At 71.3% G+C, this 18,253-nt stretch carries 18 protein-coding genes and 1 pseudogene; 10 read left to right on the forward strand and 9 right to left on the reverse strand.

Going from position 1 to position 18,253, the window contains the following annotated elements:
- Positions 1-54: 54 nt before the first annotated feature.
- Genes ACFRFC_RS29660 through amaP form a run of 5 tightly spaced genes read left to right on the forward strand, consistent with a single transcriptional unit; the run spans position 55 to position 2,533 of the window.
- Positions 55-540, forward strand: coding sequence for an Asp23/Gls24 family envelope stress response protein (locus ACFRFC_RS29660; protein ID WP_382690825.1), 486 nt, complete (start codon positions 55-57; stop codon positions 538-540).
- 40 nt (positions 541-580) lie between these two features.
- Complete coding sequence (locus ACFRFC_RS29665) at positions 581-766, forward strand: hypothetical protein (protein WP_133048226.1); 186 nt, start codon at positions 581-583, stop codon at positions 764-766.
- Positions 763-1,248, forward strand: a complete 486-nt coding sequence (locus tag ACFRFC_RS29670) for an Asp23/Gls24 family envelope stress response protein (protein ID WP_382690829.1) — start codon at positions 763-765, stop codon at positions 1,246-1,248. Before ACFRFC_RS29665 ends, ACFRFC_RS29670 begins: the two co-directional genes overlap by 4 nt.
- Positions 1,245-1,949 carry a DUF6286 domain-containing protein gene (locus ACFRFC_RS29675; protein WP_382690832.1) on the forward strand — a complete coding sequence of 235 codons (705 nt, stop codon included), beginning with the start codon at positions 1,245-1,247 and terminating at the stop codon, positions 1,947-1,949. The genes ACFRFC_RS29670 and ACFRFC_RS29675 overlap by 4 nt, the downstream gene beginning before the upstream one ends.
- Positions 1,950-1,954: 5 nt before the next feature.
- Positions 1,955-2,533, forward strand: a complete 579-nt coding sequence (amaP, locus tag ACFRFC_RS29680; protein ID WP_382690834.1) for an alkaline shock response membrane anchor protein AmaP — start codon at positions 1,955-1,957, stop codon at positions 2,531-2,533.
- A 39-nt stretch (positions 2,534-2,572) separates the two neighbouring features.
- Here the strand turns inward: amaP and ACFRFC_RS29685 are convergent, their stop codons facing one another.
- From ACFRFC_RS29685 to ACFRFC_RS29705, 5 genes are all read right to left on the reverse strand, one after another.
- Positions 2,573-3,328, reverse strand: coding sequence for an SDR family oxidoreductase (locus ACFRFC_RS29685; protein WP_382690837.1), 756 nt, complete (start codon positions 3,326-3,328; stop codon positions 2,573-2,575).
- Positions 3,329-3,332: 4 nt separating this feature from the next.
- A complete protein-coding gene (locus ACFRFC_RS29690; protein ID WP_382690962.1) occupies positions 3,333-5,108 on the reverse strand; it encodes a glycoside hydrolase family 15 protein in 1,776 nt (591 codons plus the stop codon).
- A gap of 446 nt (positions 5,109-5,554) precedes the next feature.
- A complete protein-coding gene (locus ACFRFC_RS29695) occupies positions 5,555-6,349 on the reverse strand; it encodes an SURF1 family protein (RefSeq protein ID WP_382690840.1) in 795 nt (264 codons plus the stop codon).
- Between the two features lie 127 nt (positions 6,350-6,476).
- Positions 6,477-6,710, reverse strand: a complete 234-nt coding sequence (locus ACFRFC_RS29700; protein WP_382690842.1) for a hypothetical protein — start codon at positions 6,708-6,710, stop codon at positions 6,477-6,479.
- A gap of 78 nt (positions 6,711-6,788) precedes the next feature.
- Positions 6,789-7,799, reverse strand: a complete 1,011-nt coding sequence (locus tag ACFRFC_RS29705) for a DEDDh family exonuclease (RefSeq protein ID WP_382690845.1) — start codon at positions 7,797-7,799, stop codon at positions 6,789-6,791.
- Positions 7,800-8,043: 244 nt separating this feature from the next.
- On the opposite strand from ACFRFC_RS29705, the gene ACFRFC_RS29710 reads away from it, so the two are divergent.
- Both ACFRFC_RS29710 and ACFRFC_RS29715 read left to right on the forward strand, forming a co-directional pair.
- Positions 8,044-8,754, forward strand: coding sequence for a VIT family protein (locus ACFRFC_RS29710; protein WP_382690847.1), 711 nt, complete (start codon positions 8,044-8,046; stop codon positions 8,752-8,754).
- Positions 8,755-8,771: 17 nt separating this feature from the next.
- Positions 8,772-8,885 (forward strand): annotated as a pseudogene (locus ACFRFC_RS29715) (sterol desaturase family protein); the annotation flags it as partial.
- A gap of 206 nt (positions 8,886-9,091) precedes the next feature.
- On the opposite strand, the gene ACFRFC_RS29720 reads toward ACFRFC_RS29715, so the two are convergent.
- The 3 genes from ACFRFC_RS29720 to ACFRFC_RS29730 form a co-directional block, all read right to left on the reverse strand.
- Entirely contained in the window at positions 9,092-10,111 is a 1,020-nt protein-coding gene (locus ACFRFC_RS29720; protein ID WP_382690850.1) for a CopD family protein, read from the reverse strand.
- A gap of 723 nt (positions 10,112-10,834) precedes the next feature.
- Positions 10,835-12,352, reverse strand: coding sequence for a S8 family serine peptidase (locus ACFRFC_RS29725; protein WP_382690853.1), 1,518 nt, complete (start codon positions 12,350-12,352; stop codon positions 10,835-10,837).
- A 98-nt stretch (positions 12,353-12,450) separates the two neighbouring features.
- Positions 12,451-13,977 carry a S8 family serine peptidase gene (locus ACFRFC_RS29730; RefSeq protein ID WP_382690856.1) on the reverse strand — a complete coding sequence of 509 codons (1,527 nt, stop codon included), beginning with the start codon at positions 13,975-13,977 and terminating at the stop codon, positions 12,451-12,453.
- Between the two features lie 369 nt (positions 13,978-14,346).
- Here ACFRFC_RS29730 and ACFRFC_RS29735 point away from each other — a divergent pair, with 369 nt between their 5' ends.
- From ACFRFC_RS29735 to moaA, 3 genes are all read left to right on the forward strand, one after another.
- Positions 14,347-14,703, forward strand: a complete 357-nt coding sequence (locus ACFRFC_RS29735) for a DUF485 domain-containing protein (protein WP_382690859.1) — start codon at positions 14,347-14,349, stop codon at positions 14,701-14,703.
- Positions 14,700-16,337 carry a cation acetate symporter gene (locus tag ACFRFC_RS29740; protein WP_382690861.1) on the forward strand — a complete coding sequence of 546 codons (1,638 nt, stop codon included), beginning with the start codon at positions 14,700-14,702 and terminating at the stop codon, positions 16,335-16,337. Before ACFRFC_RS29735 ends, ACFRFC_RS29740 begins: the two co-directional genes overlap by 4 nt.
- Positions 16,338-16,626: 289 nt before the next feature.
- Positions 16,627-17,616: a GTP 3',8-cyclase MoaA gene (gene moaA, locus ACFRFC_RS29745; RefSeq protein WP_382690864.1), complete on the forward strand. Its 990-nt coding sequence runs from the start codon at positions 16,627-16,629 to the stop codon at positions 17,614-17,616.
- Between the two features lie 179 nt (positions 17,617-17,795).
- Here moaA and ACFRFC_RS29750 read toward each other — a convergent pair whose 3' ends face one another.
- The gene (locus ACFRFC_RS29750) at positions 17,796-18,035 is read right to left on the reverse strand and encodes a hypothetical protein (RefSeq protein WP_382690866.1); all 240 of its coding nucleotides are present in this window, start codon (positions 18,033-18,035) and stop codon (positions 17,796-17,798) included.
- Positions 18,036-18,253 lie beyond the last annotated feature (218 nt).

Genomic DNA, 18,253 nt, shown 5'->3' on the forward strand with positions numbered 1-18,253 from the left:
GAGACGGAACGATCGAAACGAACGTACGGCGATGATCGAAAGGGACGTACGGCGATGACGGACACGACGGACCGGAACCGGACGCAGGGAGCCGAGAGCGACTCCGACACGCCCGTACAGACACGCAAGGCCACCAAGCGCGGTGGCGGGGATCCCGCGACCCGTGGGCGGACCACGATCGCCGACGGGGTCGTGGAGAAGATCGCCGGACTCGCCGCGCGGGACGTTCTCGGGGTGCACGCGATGGGCAGCGGGATGAGCCGCACCTTCGGTGCCGTGCGCGACCGGGTGCCCGGCGGCTCGAAATCGGTGACACGCGGGGTGAAGGCCGAGGTAGGCGAGGTGCAGACCGCACTGGACCTGGAGATCGTGGTCGACTACGGCGTGTCGATCTCCGACGTGGCCCGCGACGTGCGGGAGAACGTGGTCGCCGCGGTCGAACGCATGACCGGCCTGGAAGTGGTCGAGGTCAATATCGCGGTCAGCGATGTGAAGCTGCCCGACGAGGAGGACGAGGAGCCGGAGCCCCGGATCCAATGATCCACCGGATGGGACAACCGCTCGCCGAGGGGAGCGCAGGATGAGCATGGCCGTGGTCGGAATGATCGCGGGGATGGCGCTGGGGTTCGCCGGCTACTTCGGTGGGTTCGGTGCCTTTCTGCTGGTGGCCGCCCTGGGCGCCATCGGGTTCGTGGCCGGCCGGTTCCTGGAGGGGGACCTGGAGCTGGGCGACTTCTTCCGCACGCGCGACGACCGCCGGCGGTGACACCGGTGAGCGGTGGGACCGGGACCGGGCAGCCGGGCGGTGCCCGGGGCGTCGTACCGCCCTACGAGAGCGGCCCGGACGGCCCGGACGACCCGCGCGGCGGACACGGGAGCGGGCCCGCCGTACCCGCCGCGGAACGCGGTGCCACCCGGATCGCCGACCGGGTCGTCGCGAAGATCGCCGCGCAGGCCGCACGCGAGGCGGTCGGCCCGCTGCCCGAGGCCGCGGCCCGCCCGCACGCCACCGTCGTGGTCCGTCCGCATGCGCAGGGCCCCGGCGAGGCGCCCGCCGACGCCGCCCACATCCGCCTGCACCTCGAACTCGGCTACCCCGCCGACATCGCGGGCCGCTGCCGCGCGGTGCGTCGTCATGTCACGGAGCGGGTGGGCGCGCTGGTGGGCATGGAGGTTCCGGAGGTCGCCGTCGAGGTGGAGCGGCTGCATCTGCCGACGGCGTACGGCGCACAGGGGAGGACGCGATGAGCGGGTCCCAGGAGCCAGAGGAGACCACCCGGCGGCTGCCGGTGCTGGAGAAGGAGCCGGGGCCGGGGACGGGCGGGCAGGAGGGCGGTCCCGGGCTCGACCGGTCGGCGTCGGCCGCCGCCCACGACCCGCCGCCCGTGCTCGACGGCGACGGCGGCGAACAGCACCGCTTCTGGTCCGCCCGGCGCGTCCCCGCGGCGGTGGTCGCCCTGCTCCTCCTGGCCGTCGCCGCGCTCTTCCTGTACGACATCGTCGCCGTCCGGGCCGGCCATCCGGCCATGCGCTGGCGGCGCGAACTCGCCCGGCAGCTCGCCGAACGGCCCCTGGACGACACCTGGGTGCTCACCGGGGCGGCCGTCGCCGCAGCGCTCGGCCTGTGGCTGATCGTGCTCGCCCTCACGCCCGGCCTGCGGTCCGTGCTGCCGATGCGGCGCACCCACACCGACGTCCGGGCCGGGCTCACCCGCGCGGCCGCCGCGCTGGTGCTGCGCGACCGCGCGATGGAGGTCTCCGGGGTGCAGTCGGTACGCGTGCGTGTGGGCCGCAGACGCGCCGACGTCCGCGCGGTGTCCCATTTCCGCCCGCTGGACGACGTACGGACCGATCTCGACACCGTGCTCGCCGACGCCATCCGCGGCCTGGGCGTGTCCCGGCCGCCCTCCCTCGCGGTGCACGTCCGCCGTCCCGGCCGGAAAGGGTGAGTACGGTGCTCAGAACCGTCAACCGGGTGCTGCTCGGTGTGATCGGCCTCGTGCTGCTGGTGTTCGGCGGCTCGGTGCTCGCCGTCGGCCTGGGGCTCCAACCGCCGTCCTGGTGGATCTACGACGGCCCCGGCGACGTCCTGCTGAGCGATGCCCGGCGCACCCGCTGGCGGGCGGAGGGCTGGTGGTGGCCCACCGTCATCGCCGTGCTCGCCGTCCTGGTGCTGCTGGCCCTGTGGTGGCTGACCTCGATCCTGCGCCGGCGCCGGCTCGGCGAGGTGCTCGTCGACACGGGCGACGGCGAGGGCGCCCTGCTGCGGGGACGCGCGCTGGAGGACGTCCTCGCCTCCGAGGCCGCCGCCCTCGACGGCGTGGACACGGCCCGCGTTCACCTCAAGGGCCGCCGCACGGCCCCGGAGGCCCGCGTACGGCTCCTGCTGGAACCCCATGTGGACCCGGGGACGGCACTGAGCGGGCTGACGGACCAGGCGCTCGCCCACGCGAGGGACTCGGCGGGTTTGGCGGCCCTGCCGACGAAGGTCCGCCTGAGGGCCGCCAAGCATCGCCCGGAGAGGGTGAGCTGAGGCGGAGAGGTGAGCTGAGGCCGGGCGGGGGCGCCCTGGTCAGAAGCCCCGCCGGGACCCGCCGTCCACATGGAGCATGACCCCGGTCACGTAGGACGCGGCGGGCGACAGCAGAAACGCTCCGGCGCGTCCGAACTCCTGTGCCTGCCCATAGCGTCGCAATGGAATCCGCGCCTCGTGCGCGGCGCGGGTCGCCCCGGGGTCGGCGGACAACGCGTCCAGCTCGCGCACCCGGTCCGTGTCGATCCGTCCCGGCAGCAGCCCGACCACCCGGATACCGCGCGGCCCCAGCTCGTCGGCCAGGCTCTTGGCGAACCCGGCGAGCCCCGGCCGCAGCCCGTTGGAGATGGTCAGCCCCGGGATCGGCTCATGCACCGAGCCGGACAGCACGAACCCGATGACACCCCCGGCCTCCAGCTCCGCCGCCGCCGCGCGGGCGAGCCGCACCGCGCCCAGGAACACCGATTCGAACGCCGACTGCCACTGCTCGTCGCTGCTGTCCGCCGCGAACCCCGCCGCGGGCCCGCCCACGCTGACGAGGATCCCGTCGAAGCCGCCGAACCGCTCCCGCGCGGTGGCGATCAGCCGCTCCGCCGCCCCCGGGTCGGCGTTGTCGACCGCCACCCCGGCCGCGTTCGCCCCCAGCTCCTGCGCCGCCTCCGTGACAGTCTTCTCGGCGCGGCCGGTGACGACCACCTTCGCGCCGTCGGCGACCAGTTCGCGCGCGACCGCGTTGCCCAGCCCGCGCGTGGCCCCGGTGACGACGTACACCCGGTCCTTCAGCCCAAGATCCATGGCCCTATGGTGCCCTGTCGCCGCCGAACAGCGCGACAGCGGTGTTGACGAGGCCGATATGGCTGAACGCCTGCGGAAAATTGCCCAAGTGGCGGCCGGTCCGCGGGTCGCACTCCTCGGACAGCAGACCCACGTCGTTCGCGAGCGACACCAGGCGTTCGAACAACTCCCGTGCCTCGCGCGTACGGCCCGTCATGTGCAGCGCGTCCGCGAGCCAGAACGAACAGACCAGAAATGCTCCTTCGTCCCCCGGCAGCCCGTCCACGCCCGTCTCGGCGGCGCTGTAGCGGCGCAGCAGCCCGTCCTGGTCCAGCTCCGCGCGGATCGCGTCCACCGTGCCGATCACCCGCGGGTCGTGCGGCGGCAGAAAGCCCAGGCGCGGGATGAGCAGCACGGCGGCGTCCAGTTCCCGGGAGCCGTAGTACTGCGTGAACGTGTTCCGCGCGGGATCGTATCCGCGCTCGCACACCTCACGGTGCACCTCGTCACGCATCGCCCGCCAGCCGTCCAGATCGCCGCCCAGCTCCGGGTCGGCCTCCAGCGCGCGTACCGCGCGGTCGGCGGCCACCCACACCATCACCTTGGAGTGCACGAAGTGCCGCCGCCCGCCCCGCACCTCCCACAGTCCCTCGTCTGGCTGCCGCCACCGAGCGCTCAGCCACTCCATGAGCGCGCTCTGAAGCGCCCACATGTCCGACTGCGCGTCGAGCCCCGAATGCCGGGCCAGCTCCAGCGAGTCCATGACCTCGCCGTAGACGTCCAGCTGGAGCTGCTTCACGGCGTCGTTGCCGATCCGTACCGGCGCCGACGCCGCGAACCCCGACAGCCACGGCACCTCCATCTCCGGCAGCCGCCGCTCGCCCGCGAGGCCGTACATGATCTGGAGATCGGCCGGATCACCGGCGACCGCGCGCAGCAGCCAGTCGCGCCACGCCCCGGCCTCCTCCTGGTAGCCGACGGCGAGCAGCGCCCCGAGCGTGAGGGTGGAGTCCCGCAGCCAGCAGTAGCGGTAGTCCCAGTTCCGCACCCCGCCCAGGTCCTCCGGCAGCGATGTGGTGGGCGCGGCCACGACACCCCCGGTCGGCTTGTACGTGAGCGCCTTGAGGGTGATCAGGGAGCGCACCACGGCCTCCCGGTGCGGCCCCTGGTAGGTGCACCGCGCGGTCCACGCCCGCCAGTCGTCCACGCTGGCCCGCAGCGCCTCGAAGGGGTTGGTCAGCGGCGGGCGCGGCTCGTGCGAGGGATGCCAGGTCAGCACGAACGCGACCCGTTCGCCGGGTCCGATCGTGAACTCCGAGTGCGTACCGAAATCCTCGCCCCAGGTGTGCACCGGCGGCTCGCTGCGCAGCCACACCGAGTCCGGGCCCGCCGTGGCCACCCGGTGGCCGCCGGATCTGCGCATCCACGGCACGATCGATCCGTAGTCGAACCGGATCCGCAGCGTGCTGCGCACGGTGACCCGGCCGCGCAGCCCTTCGACGACGCGTACGAGGTCGGGGGCGCGGTCGCGCTGCGGCATCAGGTCGGTGACCCGCACGGCGCCCTCGTCGGTCTCCCACTCGGTGTCCAGGACGAGGGTGCCGGGCCGGTAGGCACGCCGTGCGCACCGGCCGCTGTCGTGCTTGGGGGCGATGCGCCAGTGCCCGTTCTCCTCGTCGCCGAGCAGCTTCGCGAAGCAGGCGGCCGAGTCGAAGCGGGGGAGGCACAGCCAGTCGACCGAGCCGTCCATGCCCACCAGGGCGGCGGTCTGCTCGTCGCCGATCAGGGCGTAGTCCTCGATGCGATTGGCGCGGCCCGGATCGTCCTCGGCCGACCCTTGCTCAGCGGTTTCGTTGGGCGGGTACACGGCTTCCCGGTTCCCGTACGGGCGTAACGGCAATCGGGGGTGGGGGCCGGGCGGGTGACGGGGGGACACGGCTCTGTGCGGGGCCTGTGCGGTTCTTATGCCGGTCCGTGGCGGTCGATTGGCGGTCGTACGGCGGTCACATGGCGGCCGTTTGGCGGTGCATGCCGCTCCATGCCGCTCTATGTATGTCGTCTACCGGCCCTAAGGGTCCGGGAGGGGTTCCGGATCAGGTCGTGGAGGGCTGGGACAGGGCCCGGACGGTGCCGGGCGGTCCAGAACAGGCCCAGGAGGGTCCCGAACAGGTCCGGGAGGGTCCCGAACAGGTCGGGGCGGTCCCCGACAGGTTCAGGACGGTCTCCGTCAGGTCCGGGAGTGCCTGGCTACACCGCGGCCGGCTCCGCGTCCCGCGCCTGCTCCACGTCCGCCGGTGGCTGCTTGTCGCGGGCCTCGCGGCGCACGAGGATCAGCCAGCCGACCGGGACGGCGGCGGCGAACAGCCACCACTGGATGGCGTAGGCGTAGTTCAGGGCGGCGTCCTCATTGCCGGGCTTTCCGATCAGCTCCGGCGTGTTGCCCTTGGGCTCGGGCGTGGTCTGTACGACATAGCCGCCGAGTACCTGCGCGTCGAGGCGGTCGGCCTCCTGGGCGCTGCTGATCAGCATGATCTGCCGGTCCGGCAGCCCTTCGAGGTCCTTGATCCCGCTCGCCTCGGTCGTCTCGTCGGGCATCAGCCGCCCGCTGACGGTGATCTCTCCGCCCGGTGGCGCGGGAACCTCGGGGAACGCGGTCTGGCTGGTGCCGTCGGCGGGGATCCAGCCGCGGTTGACCAGCATCACCTTGCCGTCCGCCAGGACGAACGGGGTGAGGACCTGGAAACCGACCTCCTCGTCGGCGTTCACCCGCCGCCTGACGACGACCTCCTGCTCGGGGTCGAAGTGGCCACGGGCGGTCACCGTGCGGTACCGCTCATCGGTCGTGACGGTGTGCCCGGGGGACGTCAGCCGCTCCACGGGCACCGCCGGGGCGCCGAGCGCTTCGGCGACCAGGTCATTGCGGGCGGTGCGCTCCTCGTAGCGATGCATCTGCCAGAAACCCAGCTCGATCATCGTCGGGATGAGCGCGACGGCCAGCAGGGTCAGCAGCACCCACTGCCGGGACAACAGGAAGCGGTACACCCCACGACCGTACCTCTCGGGGTGCGGCGGGCCGTGAGCGGGGGTGGTAGGTGGTGTGGGAGGTGGGGGTGGGCCCCGGCGGGTCGGCGATGGTGATCAATCGATCAGATGCATGCTGCTCGTTCGTTCACACGCGGTCGACGACGCCGGTCCTTCCCTCCGCGCGGGCGCAGTGGGCGCCGCAGTACCAGTGGCCCTCGACCTCCACGCCCTGCCCGATGATCTGCACCCGGCAGTGCTCACAGATCGGTGCCATGCGATGGATCGCACAGGAGAAGCAGTCGAACACATGCACCGCGCCCTGTGCGTGCACCTCGAAGGTCATTCCGTAGTTATTGCCGCAAACCTCACATGTCGCCATGCGCCACAGGGTGAGCGGTCCGCCGCGCCCGGGCGAGCGGTCGCCGGGCGAGTCGCGCACAATCACCCGTCCGTACGGTCATGCCCCGGACGCCGGTTCCACCTCCAGCAGGAGCTGTCCGAAGGCCGCCTCGTCGACCACCGGCGTGCCGAACTGCCGCGCCTTGACCACCTTCGACGTGCTGGAGTCCGGGTCGTTGGTGACGAGCAGACTGGTCAGCCGGGACAGGCTGGTCGCCACGTGCAGTCCGGCCTCGACCGCCCGGTCCTCCAGCAGTTCGCGCTCGACGGAGGTGTCCCCGGAGAACGCCACCCGCATGCCCTGCTTGAGCCGCTTGCCGTCCTCGTAGCGCCCCGGGTTCGGGTACGGGCACGCGGGGCGCCTGCGGGACGGCCGCCAGGTGCCCGGCCGGTAGCTCCCGTGGCCGCCGTACCCGCCCGAGCCGCCCGCCTGCTGCCCGATGCGCGGCGCGGACCGCTCCGACCACTCCGTCAGCGGGCGGCACTCCTGGAGCGGCAACGGCACACCGCCCTCCGCCGCCGTGACCAGACTCGGCCGGAACGCCTCCGCCAGCACGCGCGCGTCGTCCAGCGCGTGGTGCGCCCGCCGCTGGACGACGCCGTAGTGCGCGGCGAGCGACTCCAGCTTGTGGTTGGTCAGCGGCAGCGCCAGCGCCTTGGACAGCGCGATGGTGCACAGCCGCTGGCTCACCGGCGGCACGCTCTCCACGCGCGCGTACTCACGGGCGATCATCTGCCAGTCGAAGACCGCGTTGTGCGCCACCAGCACCCGCCCGTCCAGCCGCCGCCCGAACTCCTCGGCGATGTCCTGGAAGAGCGGCGCCGACGCGAGCTGGTCGCTCGTCAGGCCGTGGATCCACACCGGCCCCGGATCACGCTCCGGGTTGACGAGTGTGTACCAGTGGTCCTCGACCTCGCCGCGCGCGTCCAGCCGGTAGACCGCCGCGGAGATTATCCGGTCGTCCCGGGCCAGTCCGGTGGTCTCCACGTCGACGACCGCGTACCCCTGGGGATAGGCGGTCGGCCACGACACGGGCAAGGACCCTGCGGTCCTACGGTCTTCGAGCATGGTCACTGAGGATACGGGCCCGGACTGACAGTGCGTCGAGTCACCCCACAAGCTCATGGCGCGCGGCGCCGGAACTCGCACACGCGCGCGTGGCCCACGGTCAAGGCCGTGCCGACACGCGGGAGTTCGTCTGCCGCACGACACCCCTGTTGACCGGCTGACTCCCGATCAGGCGGGCGGGACCGTCCCCGGCGCACACGAGTCGGTACGCGGGGGAGCGTGCCCCGGGTGCGATCCTCACGGTGTGACGGAACCAACGCACGACGAGCCCCATGGCGGCGCGCTGGGCGAGCGGCTCAACTGGCTGCGGGCGGCAGTGCTGGGCGCCAACGACGGGATCGTGTCCACGGCCGGGATCGTCGTCGGCGTGGCCGGTGCCACCGCGGAACGCTCGGCGCTGCTGACCGCCGGACTGGCCGGACTGCTCGCCGGGTCGATGTCCATGGCGGCGGGGGAGTACGTGTCGGTGTCGACGCAACGCGACTCCGAGCGGGCCGCGATCGCCCTGGAGAAGCGCGAACTGCGCGAGCAGCCGGAAGCCGAACTGGAGGAGCTGACCGAACTCCTCCAGAACCGTGGGCTGTCCCGGGAGGTGGCGCGCGAGGCCGCCGTCCAACTGACCCGGCGCGACGCGCTCAAGGCACACGCGAGCGTGGAGTTGGGCATCGATCCCGATCAGCTGACCAACCCGTGGACCGCCGCCTGGGCCAGCTTTCTCTCCTTCACGGTGGGCGCGTTGCTGCCGCTGCTGGCGATGGTGCTGCCGCCGGCGGACTGGCGGTTGCCGGTCACGGTGGTCTCGGTGCTGGTCGCGCTGGTGCTGACCGGCTGGAGCGGCGCACGGCTCGGCGCCGCGGACCCCCGGCGGGCCGCGCTGCGGAATGTCGCGGGAGGGATCCTGGCGATGGGCGTCACCTATGCGGCGGGGACGCTGCTGGGGGTGGCGGGGGTGTGAGCGGATGGCTCACCGTGATGGAGATGATCAGTGTGCGCGTCCACCCCGACGAGGACGTCGCGGGCCATCCGGCGAAGGACGCCGCCACCAGCATCACCATGGGGCTCGGCAGCCCGGTCTTCGATCTGCTCTGAAAGATCCCGATCGTCGCGGTCTACAGGGCGATGAGCATCCCTTGAGGGAGGGGCGCTTTGGGATGGAGCCTCCATCAGAAGTCGTCGCCACGAGGCACCGCCTCTGGCCGCCTCCAGCCACGGCCTCTACAGGAGGCGGAAGCTCCTTCCACTGAAGCCGTGCGCAGCACGAACCCGCACGCTCGATCCCCCGCGCGTCGACTTCACCACCGGATCGGCAGCGGCAGCGCCGTCAGCAGCCCCGAGACCGCCACGACCACCCCCAGTGCCACGACCTCCGCCCGCGCGGGCGCGTACGCGGTGAGGGGATCGGCGGCGCGGCGCAGCCGCGTCCGCGCCGACAGCGCCAGTGCGGCGACCACGGCGACGAGCAGCACCTTGGCGAACAGCGCCCGCCCGTACGCGGTCTCCGTGAGCTGCTCCAGGACCGTCTCCGGCGGCATCCGCCGCAGGGTGCTCCAGATACCGGTAGCCGTGATCGCGGCGAGCAGTACGGCGGCCACGCGCGCGTAGAGCCCCAGCAGCGCCGCCCCGGGGGCGGCACCGGCACCTCTGCCCCACAGGCGCAGCGTGCGCAGCACGTACACCAGGCCGCCGACCCACAGCGCCGAGCACGTCACATGAACCAGCGTCAGCGCCGAGCCGACCAGCGGGCTGTGCTCGGGCGTGGCATGCGCCCGCAGGGCCTCCGCCACGGCGATCGCGGCCAGCGGCCACACCTGCGCGCGCGGGTTGCGCGACAGCGCCAGCAGCCCCGCCAGGGCGAACGCGTTGACCTCCAGCAGGGCGAGCTTGCCCTCGCGGGACTCGTACAGGCCGCCGGCATCGATCTCGGCGAGGTCGCCCGGAATCAGGTTCCCGGTCGCCACCACCGAGGCCAGCCCCAGCGCGGCGAGGAACCCGGCGGCCCCCGCACAGGGCGCCCAGCTGCGCGGCCGGGTCTCGGGGGCGCCCGGCAGCCGCCCGGCGAGCCACCGGACGAACAACTCGCCCACGGGGACGCACAGCGCCGCGAAAAGCACCGTGCGCAGCAGGGCGATGCCGCCCACGCCGGGCGGGGCGTTCTCGCCGGTGTCGTGCAGTGCGGCGGACGGTCCGAGCAGCGGTATCAGCGCGCCCAGCGTCACCAGGACCAGGACGGCGACGGCCCGGCCCGTGGCGGGGCGCCGCTCGTCGGGGCCGCCCGCTCCGGCGGTCTCGGCGGTCGGTCGTATCAAGGTCACCTCAAGATCATCACCAGTCGCGCGGATCCCGTCAGGGATCGGAGAACGGCTGGCAGGACCGCATTCCGGTCATACGTACGATTCCGGCAGGCATGGTACTCAAGACCACTCGGGCGTATCGGAGCCCCCACGGTACGGGAGCCCTCGCCGAGTCCGACGGCCCTCCCTCGGACCTCACCGGCGGCAGCACGCCCCCGCTGCCGCCCCAGCGCGCCGCCGCCCCGCTGGGCGAGCCACGGCTCGGGACCGTCGGGAACGACCACCCGCGCGGGCGACACCACACCGGGCGGCTCCGACACCGGCCCCGGCGTGTCGGCCTGCCCAGCCGCTGTGCCCGACATCCGTTCCGGCATGTCGTCCCTTCCGCGCGGCGCGTCCCCATCGCGCCCGCTTCCGTACATCCCGCGCGCCCCGCTCATCCCGTGCGCGCCCCGCTCATCAACCACTCGACGGTTCGCCCAAGCACCACACGGACCGCGCGGGCACCCGGAAGTCGCGCCTGGAGAGTGGGTGCCTGAGCGTTCGATCACGGACAGTTGATCGAACAGGGCCGGATCGCAGCCCAGCGCGGCCCACACGTACGCGGACTCGTTCACGCGGGCACTGCGCAGGACTCCCGCCCTCACCCGGTCGACGACCGGGGCACGCCGCGCAGGACGGGGCCGGGCGGCTGTGCACCGCCCGGCCCCGTCGGGTGCCGCTGGGCACCGATCACCGCTCGGGTTACTTCGTCACCGCGTCCAGCGCGTCCGCCATGCCCCAGCCGTAGAAGCCGTTGTAGTTCTTCGGCCCCTCGCACACCGCGTCGACCTTGCCGTCGCCGTTGATGTCGTACGGGTTCGTGCACGCCGTGGCGTCGGCCTCCGCGTACAGCAGGGCCTTGACCAGCGCGGGCGACGCGTTGGGGTGCGTCGACTTGATCAGTGCGGCGACACCCGCGACATGCGGCGACGCCATCGACGTACCGGCCATGTAGCCCCATCGGCCGCCCGGCAGCGTGCCCAGGATCAGGCCGCTGGTGGCGGGCGGGGCGGGGGTCTGGTAGGCGGTCGAGTCACCGCCGGGCGCGGCGATGTCGATCACGCCCCGGCCGTGGTTGGAGAACGACGACTTCAGGCCCTTGGCGCCGGTCGCAGCGACCGTCACGATGCCGGGCAGTTGGGTCGGTATGTCGTAGCACTCGGACGGGTCGATCACCCGGTCGCCGGGCGTGGAGTCGTTCGGCGAGCCGGGGTCGGTGATCTCGTCGGCGGCGAGGTCGTAGTTCTCGTTGCCCGCCGCGGCGACATTGACCGCGCCCTTCTTCTCCGCGTACTTCGAGGCCCGGGTGATGGCCTCCACCAGGGCCTTCTGGTCCGGGTCGTCCTTGCAGTTGAAGTACCACGGGTCGGTGTAATAGCTGTTGTTCGTCACGTCGACGCCGTGTTCGGCCGCCCACACGAAGCCGCAGACGACGGCCTCCGTGTAGAAGTAGCCCGCGGTCGTGGACACCTTGATGCCCGAGACCTTCACCCCGGGCGCCACACCGGTCATGCCGATGCCGTTCTTCGCGGCGGCGATCTCACCGGCCACGTGGGTGCCGTGCGGGCTCTCCGCCGCGCTCGGCCGCCAGGCGCCGTCGCTGGTGTCCGGCTTGCCGGTCACACAGTTGACGGACGCCTCCCGGTCGAAGTTCGGCGCGATGTCGGGGTGGGTGTCGTCGACTCCCGTATCGATCACGGCGACGGTGACCTCGCTGCTGCCCAGCGACTTCTCGTGCGCCTGGTCGGCCTTGATGGCGGGCAGGTCCCACTGGAGCGGCTGGAGCGGGTCCTGGCCGGCCGCCGCCTCCACGTCGGCCACGTCCTCGGCGGTGAGCACCTTCGGCGTGCCCACATCGGTCGTCGACTGCGCGGGCAGCGGCGCGGTGCGCGTGGAGCCCGCGGACTGCACCCCCCGCACCTTCCTGATCGTTTGAGCGAACCCGGTGTTCGCCGAGTGCACAACGATCACACCGATCTGGTCGTACGACTGCACGATCGTTCCGCCGGCCTTGCCGATGGCCTTCTTCACGGATGACGACGATCCGCTCCCGGGGCTCACATTGACGACATAGCTGAGCGGGGGCCCCTCGGCGGCGGGCGCGACGCTCGGCTCCGCGGCCGCGGCGGTCACGTTCGGCAGGAACGCCACCGCGGTGGCCACGGCCATCCCGACCGGGATCGCCAGCGCGCGACGGTGACGCGAGTGAGACGCAGTCATGATGAGAGTCTCTCCAGTTGGTTCACGAGAAAAGCGGACGTTGCGGGCTGTGGTGCGGCGCGGCCCCGTGGCGGCGGAGCCGCGCCACGTGAGGCGTACTACTGCACCGCGCGGAGCGCGTTGACGATTCCGGCGCCGTAGAAGCCGTTGGAACGCTCGCCGCCCTCACACACCGCGTCCTGTGTGCCGTCGCCGTCCTGGTCGTAGGAGGCCGGGCAGGCCGTGTCGTCCGCCTGGGCCTTGAGCAGCCGTTGGAGCTGCGCCGGGGACGCCTTCGGGTGCTCGGACTTCAGCAGCGCGGCCACGCCCGCCGCGTGCGGTGAGGCCATCGAGGTGCCCTGGAGGAAGCCGTACTGGTTGTTCGGCATGGTCGACAGGATGCGGCCGTTCTTCGACGGCGTGTCGGGGATCTGGTAGATCCGGTCGCCGCCCGGCGCCGCCACGTCGACGACACCATTGCCGTACGAGGAGTAGTACGACTTCACGTTCTGCACCCCGGTCGCGCTGACCGTGACCACGCCCGGCAACTGCGTCGGCACGTCGAAGCACTCATGCGGATCGATCGTCCGATCAACCGGAGTGGAGTCGTCCGGGCTGGAGTCGTCCAGGATCGCGTCGGCGTCCAGGTCGTGGTTGGAGTTGCCGGCCGACGCCAGGTGCAGCGTGCCCTTCTTCTGGGCGTACAGCTGGGCCCGGTTCACCGCGTCGACGATCGCCCTCTGGTCGGGGTCGTCCATGCAGTTGTACAGCCACGGGTCCACGTAGTAGCTGTTGTTCGTTATCTCCACGCCGCGATCGGCCGCGAACACAAACGCGCAGACCACACTCTCCGGGTAGAACAGTCCGTTGTCCGGGTCGCTCACCTTGATGGAGGACACCTTCACGCCGGGTGCCACCCCGGCGACGCCTATGCCGTTACGGGCCGCGGCTATCTCACCGGCGACATGCGTGCCGTGGTAGTCCGCCGCGGTGTACGGCCGCCAGGCGCCCTCGCTGGTGTCGGCCACACCGCCCACGCAGTTCGCCGACTGCGACTTGGAGAAGTTCGCGGCGAGGTCCGGGTGGGTGTCGTCGACGCCCGTGTCGATCACCGCGACGGTCACCTTCGAACTGCCCGGATCGATCTCCGCGGCCTTGTCCGCGCCGATCGCGCGCAAGTCCCACTGATCCGCCTCCAGAGGCTCACTGCCCGGCGTGGCCGCCGCCTCCACCTTCGCCGCCTCTGCCGCCGTCAGATAGTCCGCCGCGCCCTGGTCCGTGGTGCCCGCGGCGACCAGCGGCGCCGTGCGGGTCGCGCCCGCCGACTCCACGGCGCGCACCGCGCGGATGCGCGGACCGAAGTCCGGGTTCGCCGAGTGGACGACGATCACACCGATCTGCGCGTAGGTGGCCACGACGGTGCCGCCGGCCGCGGCGATCGCCTTCTGCACCGACTCGATCGTGCGCCGATCGGTCGACGTGTTGACCACATACGCCAGGTTCGGCGTGTCCTGCGTCACCCGCACACCGGTCTCCGCGGGGGAGGCGGCCGTCGCGGTGGCCGGCAGGAAGCCGAGCGAGGCGGTCAGGGACAGCACGACGGGCACGGCGAGCACGAGCCGGCGTCTGGAAGGCAGATGAGCCATGGGGTCTCCACATCATCCGGAAAACGAGACCGGCCCGAGGCACGGGATGGCGCCTGGGCAGGTACATGACGGGTGTTGCAGGGTGAAGCTATCCCCCGAACTCGCTGGCCAGCAATGGCCTCAGACGACGACTTCGGAAAGAAGTCCTCCGGGTTGAACCGGTCCTCGCGTGGCTCCGTGGACGTTGGACAGGGAGCCGAGCACGATCGAGCCCTCCCCGTGGATCACGCACCCGGCCACCACTGTCACGGCCGGTCAGATGACCCGCATCAGCAAAGGCAAGAACGCATGTCCGTACCGCAACCGTCCCCGATCCCCGACCGTGCCCCGGCGCCGGTCGGCGCCGCACCCGCAACGCGAGGAGACTCCGTGGCCACCGAAACACCGCCACCTTCGAAACCAGACCACCGGCTCCCCTCGACCGAGGAGTTCGTCGAGGTGCAGGAGAGCGCGGAGTTCGGTGAACTGCGCCGCTCCTACCGCTCGTTCGCCTTTCCGCTGACCGTCGGGTTCATCGCCTGGTACCTGCTCTACGTCCTGCTGTCGAACTACGCGGGCGACTTCATGGGCACCAAGGTGTTCGGAAACATCAACGTGGCCCTGATCCTCGGGCTCGCCCAGTTCCTGACCACCTTCCTGATCGCCTGGTGGTACGCGCGGGTCGCCGCGACCAGGTTCGACCCCCAGGCACAGGCGATCAAGTCCCGGATGGAGGGCGGCGAATGAGCAACACACTCACCTTCGCGGTCGGCGAGTCGCTCGCGGCCGGCGCGGCAAGCGAACACCGAACGCTCATCATCAGCCTGTTCGCCGCGTTCGTGGTGGCCACCCTGGTCATCACCGTATGGGCCGGACGGCAGACCAAGGACGCCGCCGACTTCTACGCGGGCGGCCGGCAGTTCACCGGCTTCCAGAACGGTCTCGCCGTCGCCGGCGACTACATGTCCGCCGCGTCCTTCCTCGGCATCGCGGGCGCCATCGCGCTGTCCGGCTACGACGGCTTCCTGTACTCCATCGGCTTCCTCGTCGCCTGGCTGGTCGCCCTGCTGCTGGTCGCCGAGCCGCTGCGCAACTCCGGCCGCTACACCATGGGCGACGTGCTCGCCTACCGGATGCGCCAGCGCCCGGTGCGTACCGCCGCCGGCACCTCGACCATCGTCGTGTCGATCTTCTACCTGCTCGCCCAGATGGCGGGCGCGGGCGTCCTTGTCTCCCTGCTGCTCGGCATCACCAGCGACGCCGGAAAGATCGGCATTGTCGCTCTGGTCGGTGTCCTTATGATCGTTTACGTCACGATCGGTGGCATGAAGGGCACCACCTGGGTGCAAATGGTCAAGGCCGTGCTGCTCATGACGGGCGCGCTGCTGCTCACCTTCCTGGTGCTGCTGAAGTTCGACTTCAACATCTCCGATCTGCTCGGCACCGCCGCCGACAACAGCGGCCATGGCGCCGCCTTCCTGGAGCCCGGCCTGAAGTACGGCGTGTCGGGCACCACCAAGATCGACTTCATCTCGCTCGGTATCGCGCTCGTGCTCGGCACCGCCGGTCTGCCGCACATCCTGATCCGCTTCTACACGGTCCCCACGGCCCAGGCCGCCCGTAAGTCCGTGATCTGGGCGATCGGTCTGATCGGCGCGTTCTACCTGATGACCCTCGCCCTCGGCTTCGGCGCGGCGGCCCTGATCAGCCCCGACGAGATCACCTCGTCCAACAAGGCCGGAAACACCGCGGCCCCGCTGCTCGCCCTGCATCTGGGCGGCGTGGACTCCAACTGGGGCGCGATCCTGCTGGCCACCATCTCCGCGGTCGCCTTCGCCACGATCCTCGCGGTCGTCGCCGGCCTGACGCTGGCCTCCTCGTCGTCCTTCGCGCACGACATCTACGCCAACGTGATCAAGCGCGGCCAGGCCACCGAACAGCAGGAGATCCGCGCGGCCCGACTGGCGACCGTCGGCATCGGCGCGGTGTCGATCGTGCTCGGCGCGCTCGCCCGCGACCTCAACGTCGCCGGCCTGGTCGCCCTCGCCTTCGCCGTCGCCGCCTCGGCCAACCTGCCGACGATCCTCTACAGCCTGTTCTGGAAGCGGTTCACCACCCAGGGCGCCCTGTGGTCGATCTACGGCGGTCTGATCACCGCCGTCGGCCTGGTGCTGTTCTCGCCGGTGGTCTCCGGCAAGGCCACGTCGATGTTCCCCGATGTCGACTTCCACTGGTTCCCGCTGGAGAACCCCGGCATCGTCTCCATCCCGGTCGGCTTCCTGCTCGGCGTCATCGGCACCCTGCTGTCGAAGGAGGAGCCGGACAAGGGCAAGTACGCCGAACTGGAGGTCCGGTCGCTGACCGGCACCGGGGCCCACTGAGCCAGGGCCGGCCCGTGCGGGGACGCCGCTCGCCCGGGACCGCCGGGTGCCTCGCAGCACCTGACGGGTCCCGGTCACCCGCGCGGGGAAGGCCCGCTCCCGCGTGGCCGCGTCGTACCGATCGTGGAGATCTACGACGCGGCCACGCCGTACCTCGTCGGATCGAGCAGGTCCGATTGTCCGGACCGTCGCGTAGGCTCGCTGGTGTCGGAACGATTCTGATCGCTTGGCCGTTGATCGAACGATCATCGGGCCGTTGGAAGTTTCCGGACGAGGGAAGGGGGTTCCCGTGCTCACGGACACCTATGGACGAGTGGCCACCGACCTGAGGGTCTCGCTGACCGACCGGTGCAATCTGCGGTGCACGTATTGCATGCCCGAAGAGGGCCTGCAATGGCTGGCCAAAACCGATCTGCTCACGGACGACGAGATCGTCCGCCTGATCGACATAGCCGTCACCTCCCTCGGCATCGAAGAGGTCCGCTTCACCGGCGGTGAGCCCCTGATCCGCCCCGGACTGGTCGGCATCGTCGAGCGCGTCGCGGCCCTGGAGCCGCGCCCCCAGGTGTCCCTGACCACCAACGGCATCGGCCTCAAGCGCACGGCCGCCGCCCTCCGGACCGTCGGCCTGGACCGGGTCAACGTCTCTCTCGACACACTCCGGCCCGAGGTCTTCAAGGCCCTCACCCGCCGCGACCGTCACCAGGACGTCATCGACGGCCTGACCGCCGCCCACGACGCCGGTCTGACCCCGGTCAAGGTCAACTCCGTCCTGATGCCGGGGCTCAACGACGACGAGGCACCCGACCTCCTCGCCTGGGCGATCGAGCGCGGCTACGAGCTGCGTTTCATCGAGCAGATGCCCCTGGACGCCCAGCACGGCTGGAAACGCGACGGCATGATCACGGCCGGTGACATCCTCGCCTCATTGCGTACGCGCTTCGACCTCACCCCCGAGGGAGAGCAGGCGCGCGGCTCGGCCCCCGCCGAGCGCTGGCTGGTCGACGGCGGACCGCACCGCGTCGGCGTGATCGCCTCCGTCACCCGCCCCTTCTGCGCCGCCTGCGACCGCACCCGCCTCACCGCCGACGGCCAGGTCCGCACCTGCCTGTTCGCCCGCGAGGAGACGGACCTGCGCACGGCCCTGCGCTCCGGCGCCCCCGACGAGGAGATAGCACGCATCTGGCGTCTGGCGATGTGGGGCAAGAAGGCGGGCGCGGGTCTGGACGACCCCACATTCGTCCAGCCGGACCGCCCCATGTCGGCGATCGGCGGCTGAAGGCTCCGCGGCTGAAGAGTCGGCGACCGAAGAGCCGGCGACCGAAGGATCAGTGGCCGAAAGATCAGCGGCTGAGTGATCGGCCGCCAAGGAAGCGAAGCCAGCGACGCGAGCCCACGCGATCGAAGCGAGAGGATCGAAGCCAGGGGATTGCTCCGCCCTCTCAGGACTCGGGCCTCTCAGGACTCGGGCGCGCTCCACTCCTCGAACCGCACCACGTCCTTCAAGAACCCCCGCACTCCCAGAAACTGCGAAAGATGCTCGCGATGCTCCTCGCACGCGAGCCAGGTCTTGCGCCGCTCCGGTGTGTGCAGCTTCGGGTTGTTCCACGCCAGCACCCACTCGGCACCGGCCCGGCAGCCCTTCGCGGAGCAGATGGGCGACACGGGCTCGGGACCAGGGGTCGGAAGGACGTTCACCCTCCGACCCTAACCCGACCGGGACGGGCCATGATCACGGCCTCCACGGCCGCAGTTGATCCGATCACGGCAGACCTGATCGCCCACTGCGACGGCGTGCGGGCACCGCGCGCGTCGGCCTACATGGCACCCGTTCCCAAGTGATCACCGCCGCCTCGTTCGGAGGGCGTGATCGGCGACCGAAAAGGCGACGGAAGGGCGCTACAAAAGGCGACGCC

This window comes from Streptomyces sp. NPDC056734, assembly GCF_042790455.1.
GTDB lineage: Bacteria > Actinomycetota > Actinomycetes > Streptomycetales > Streptomycetaceae > Streptomyces.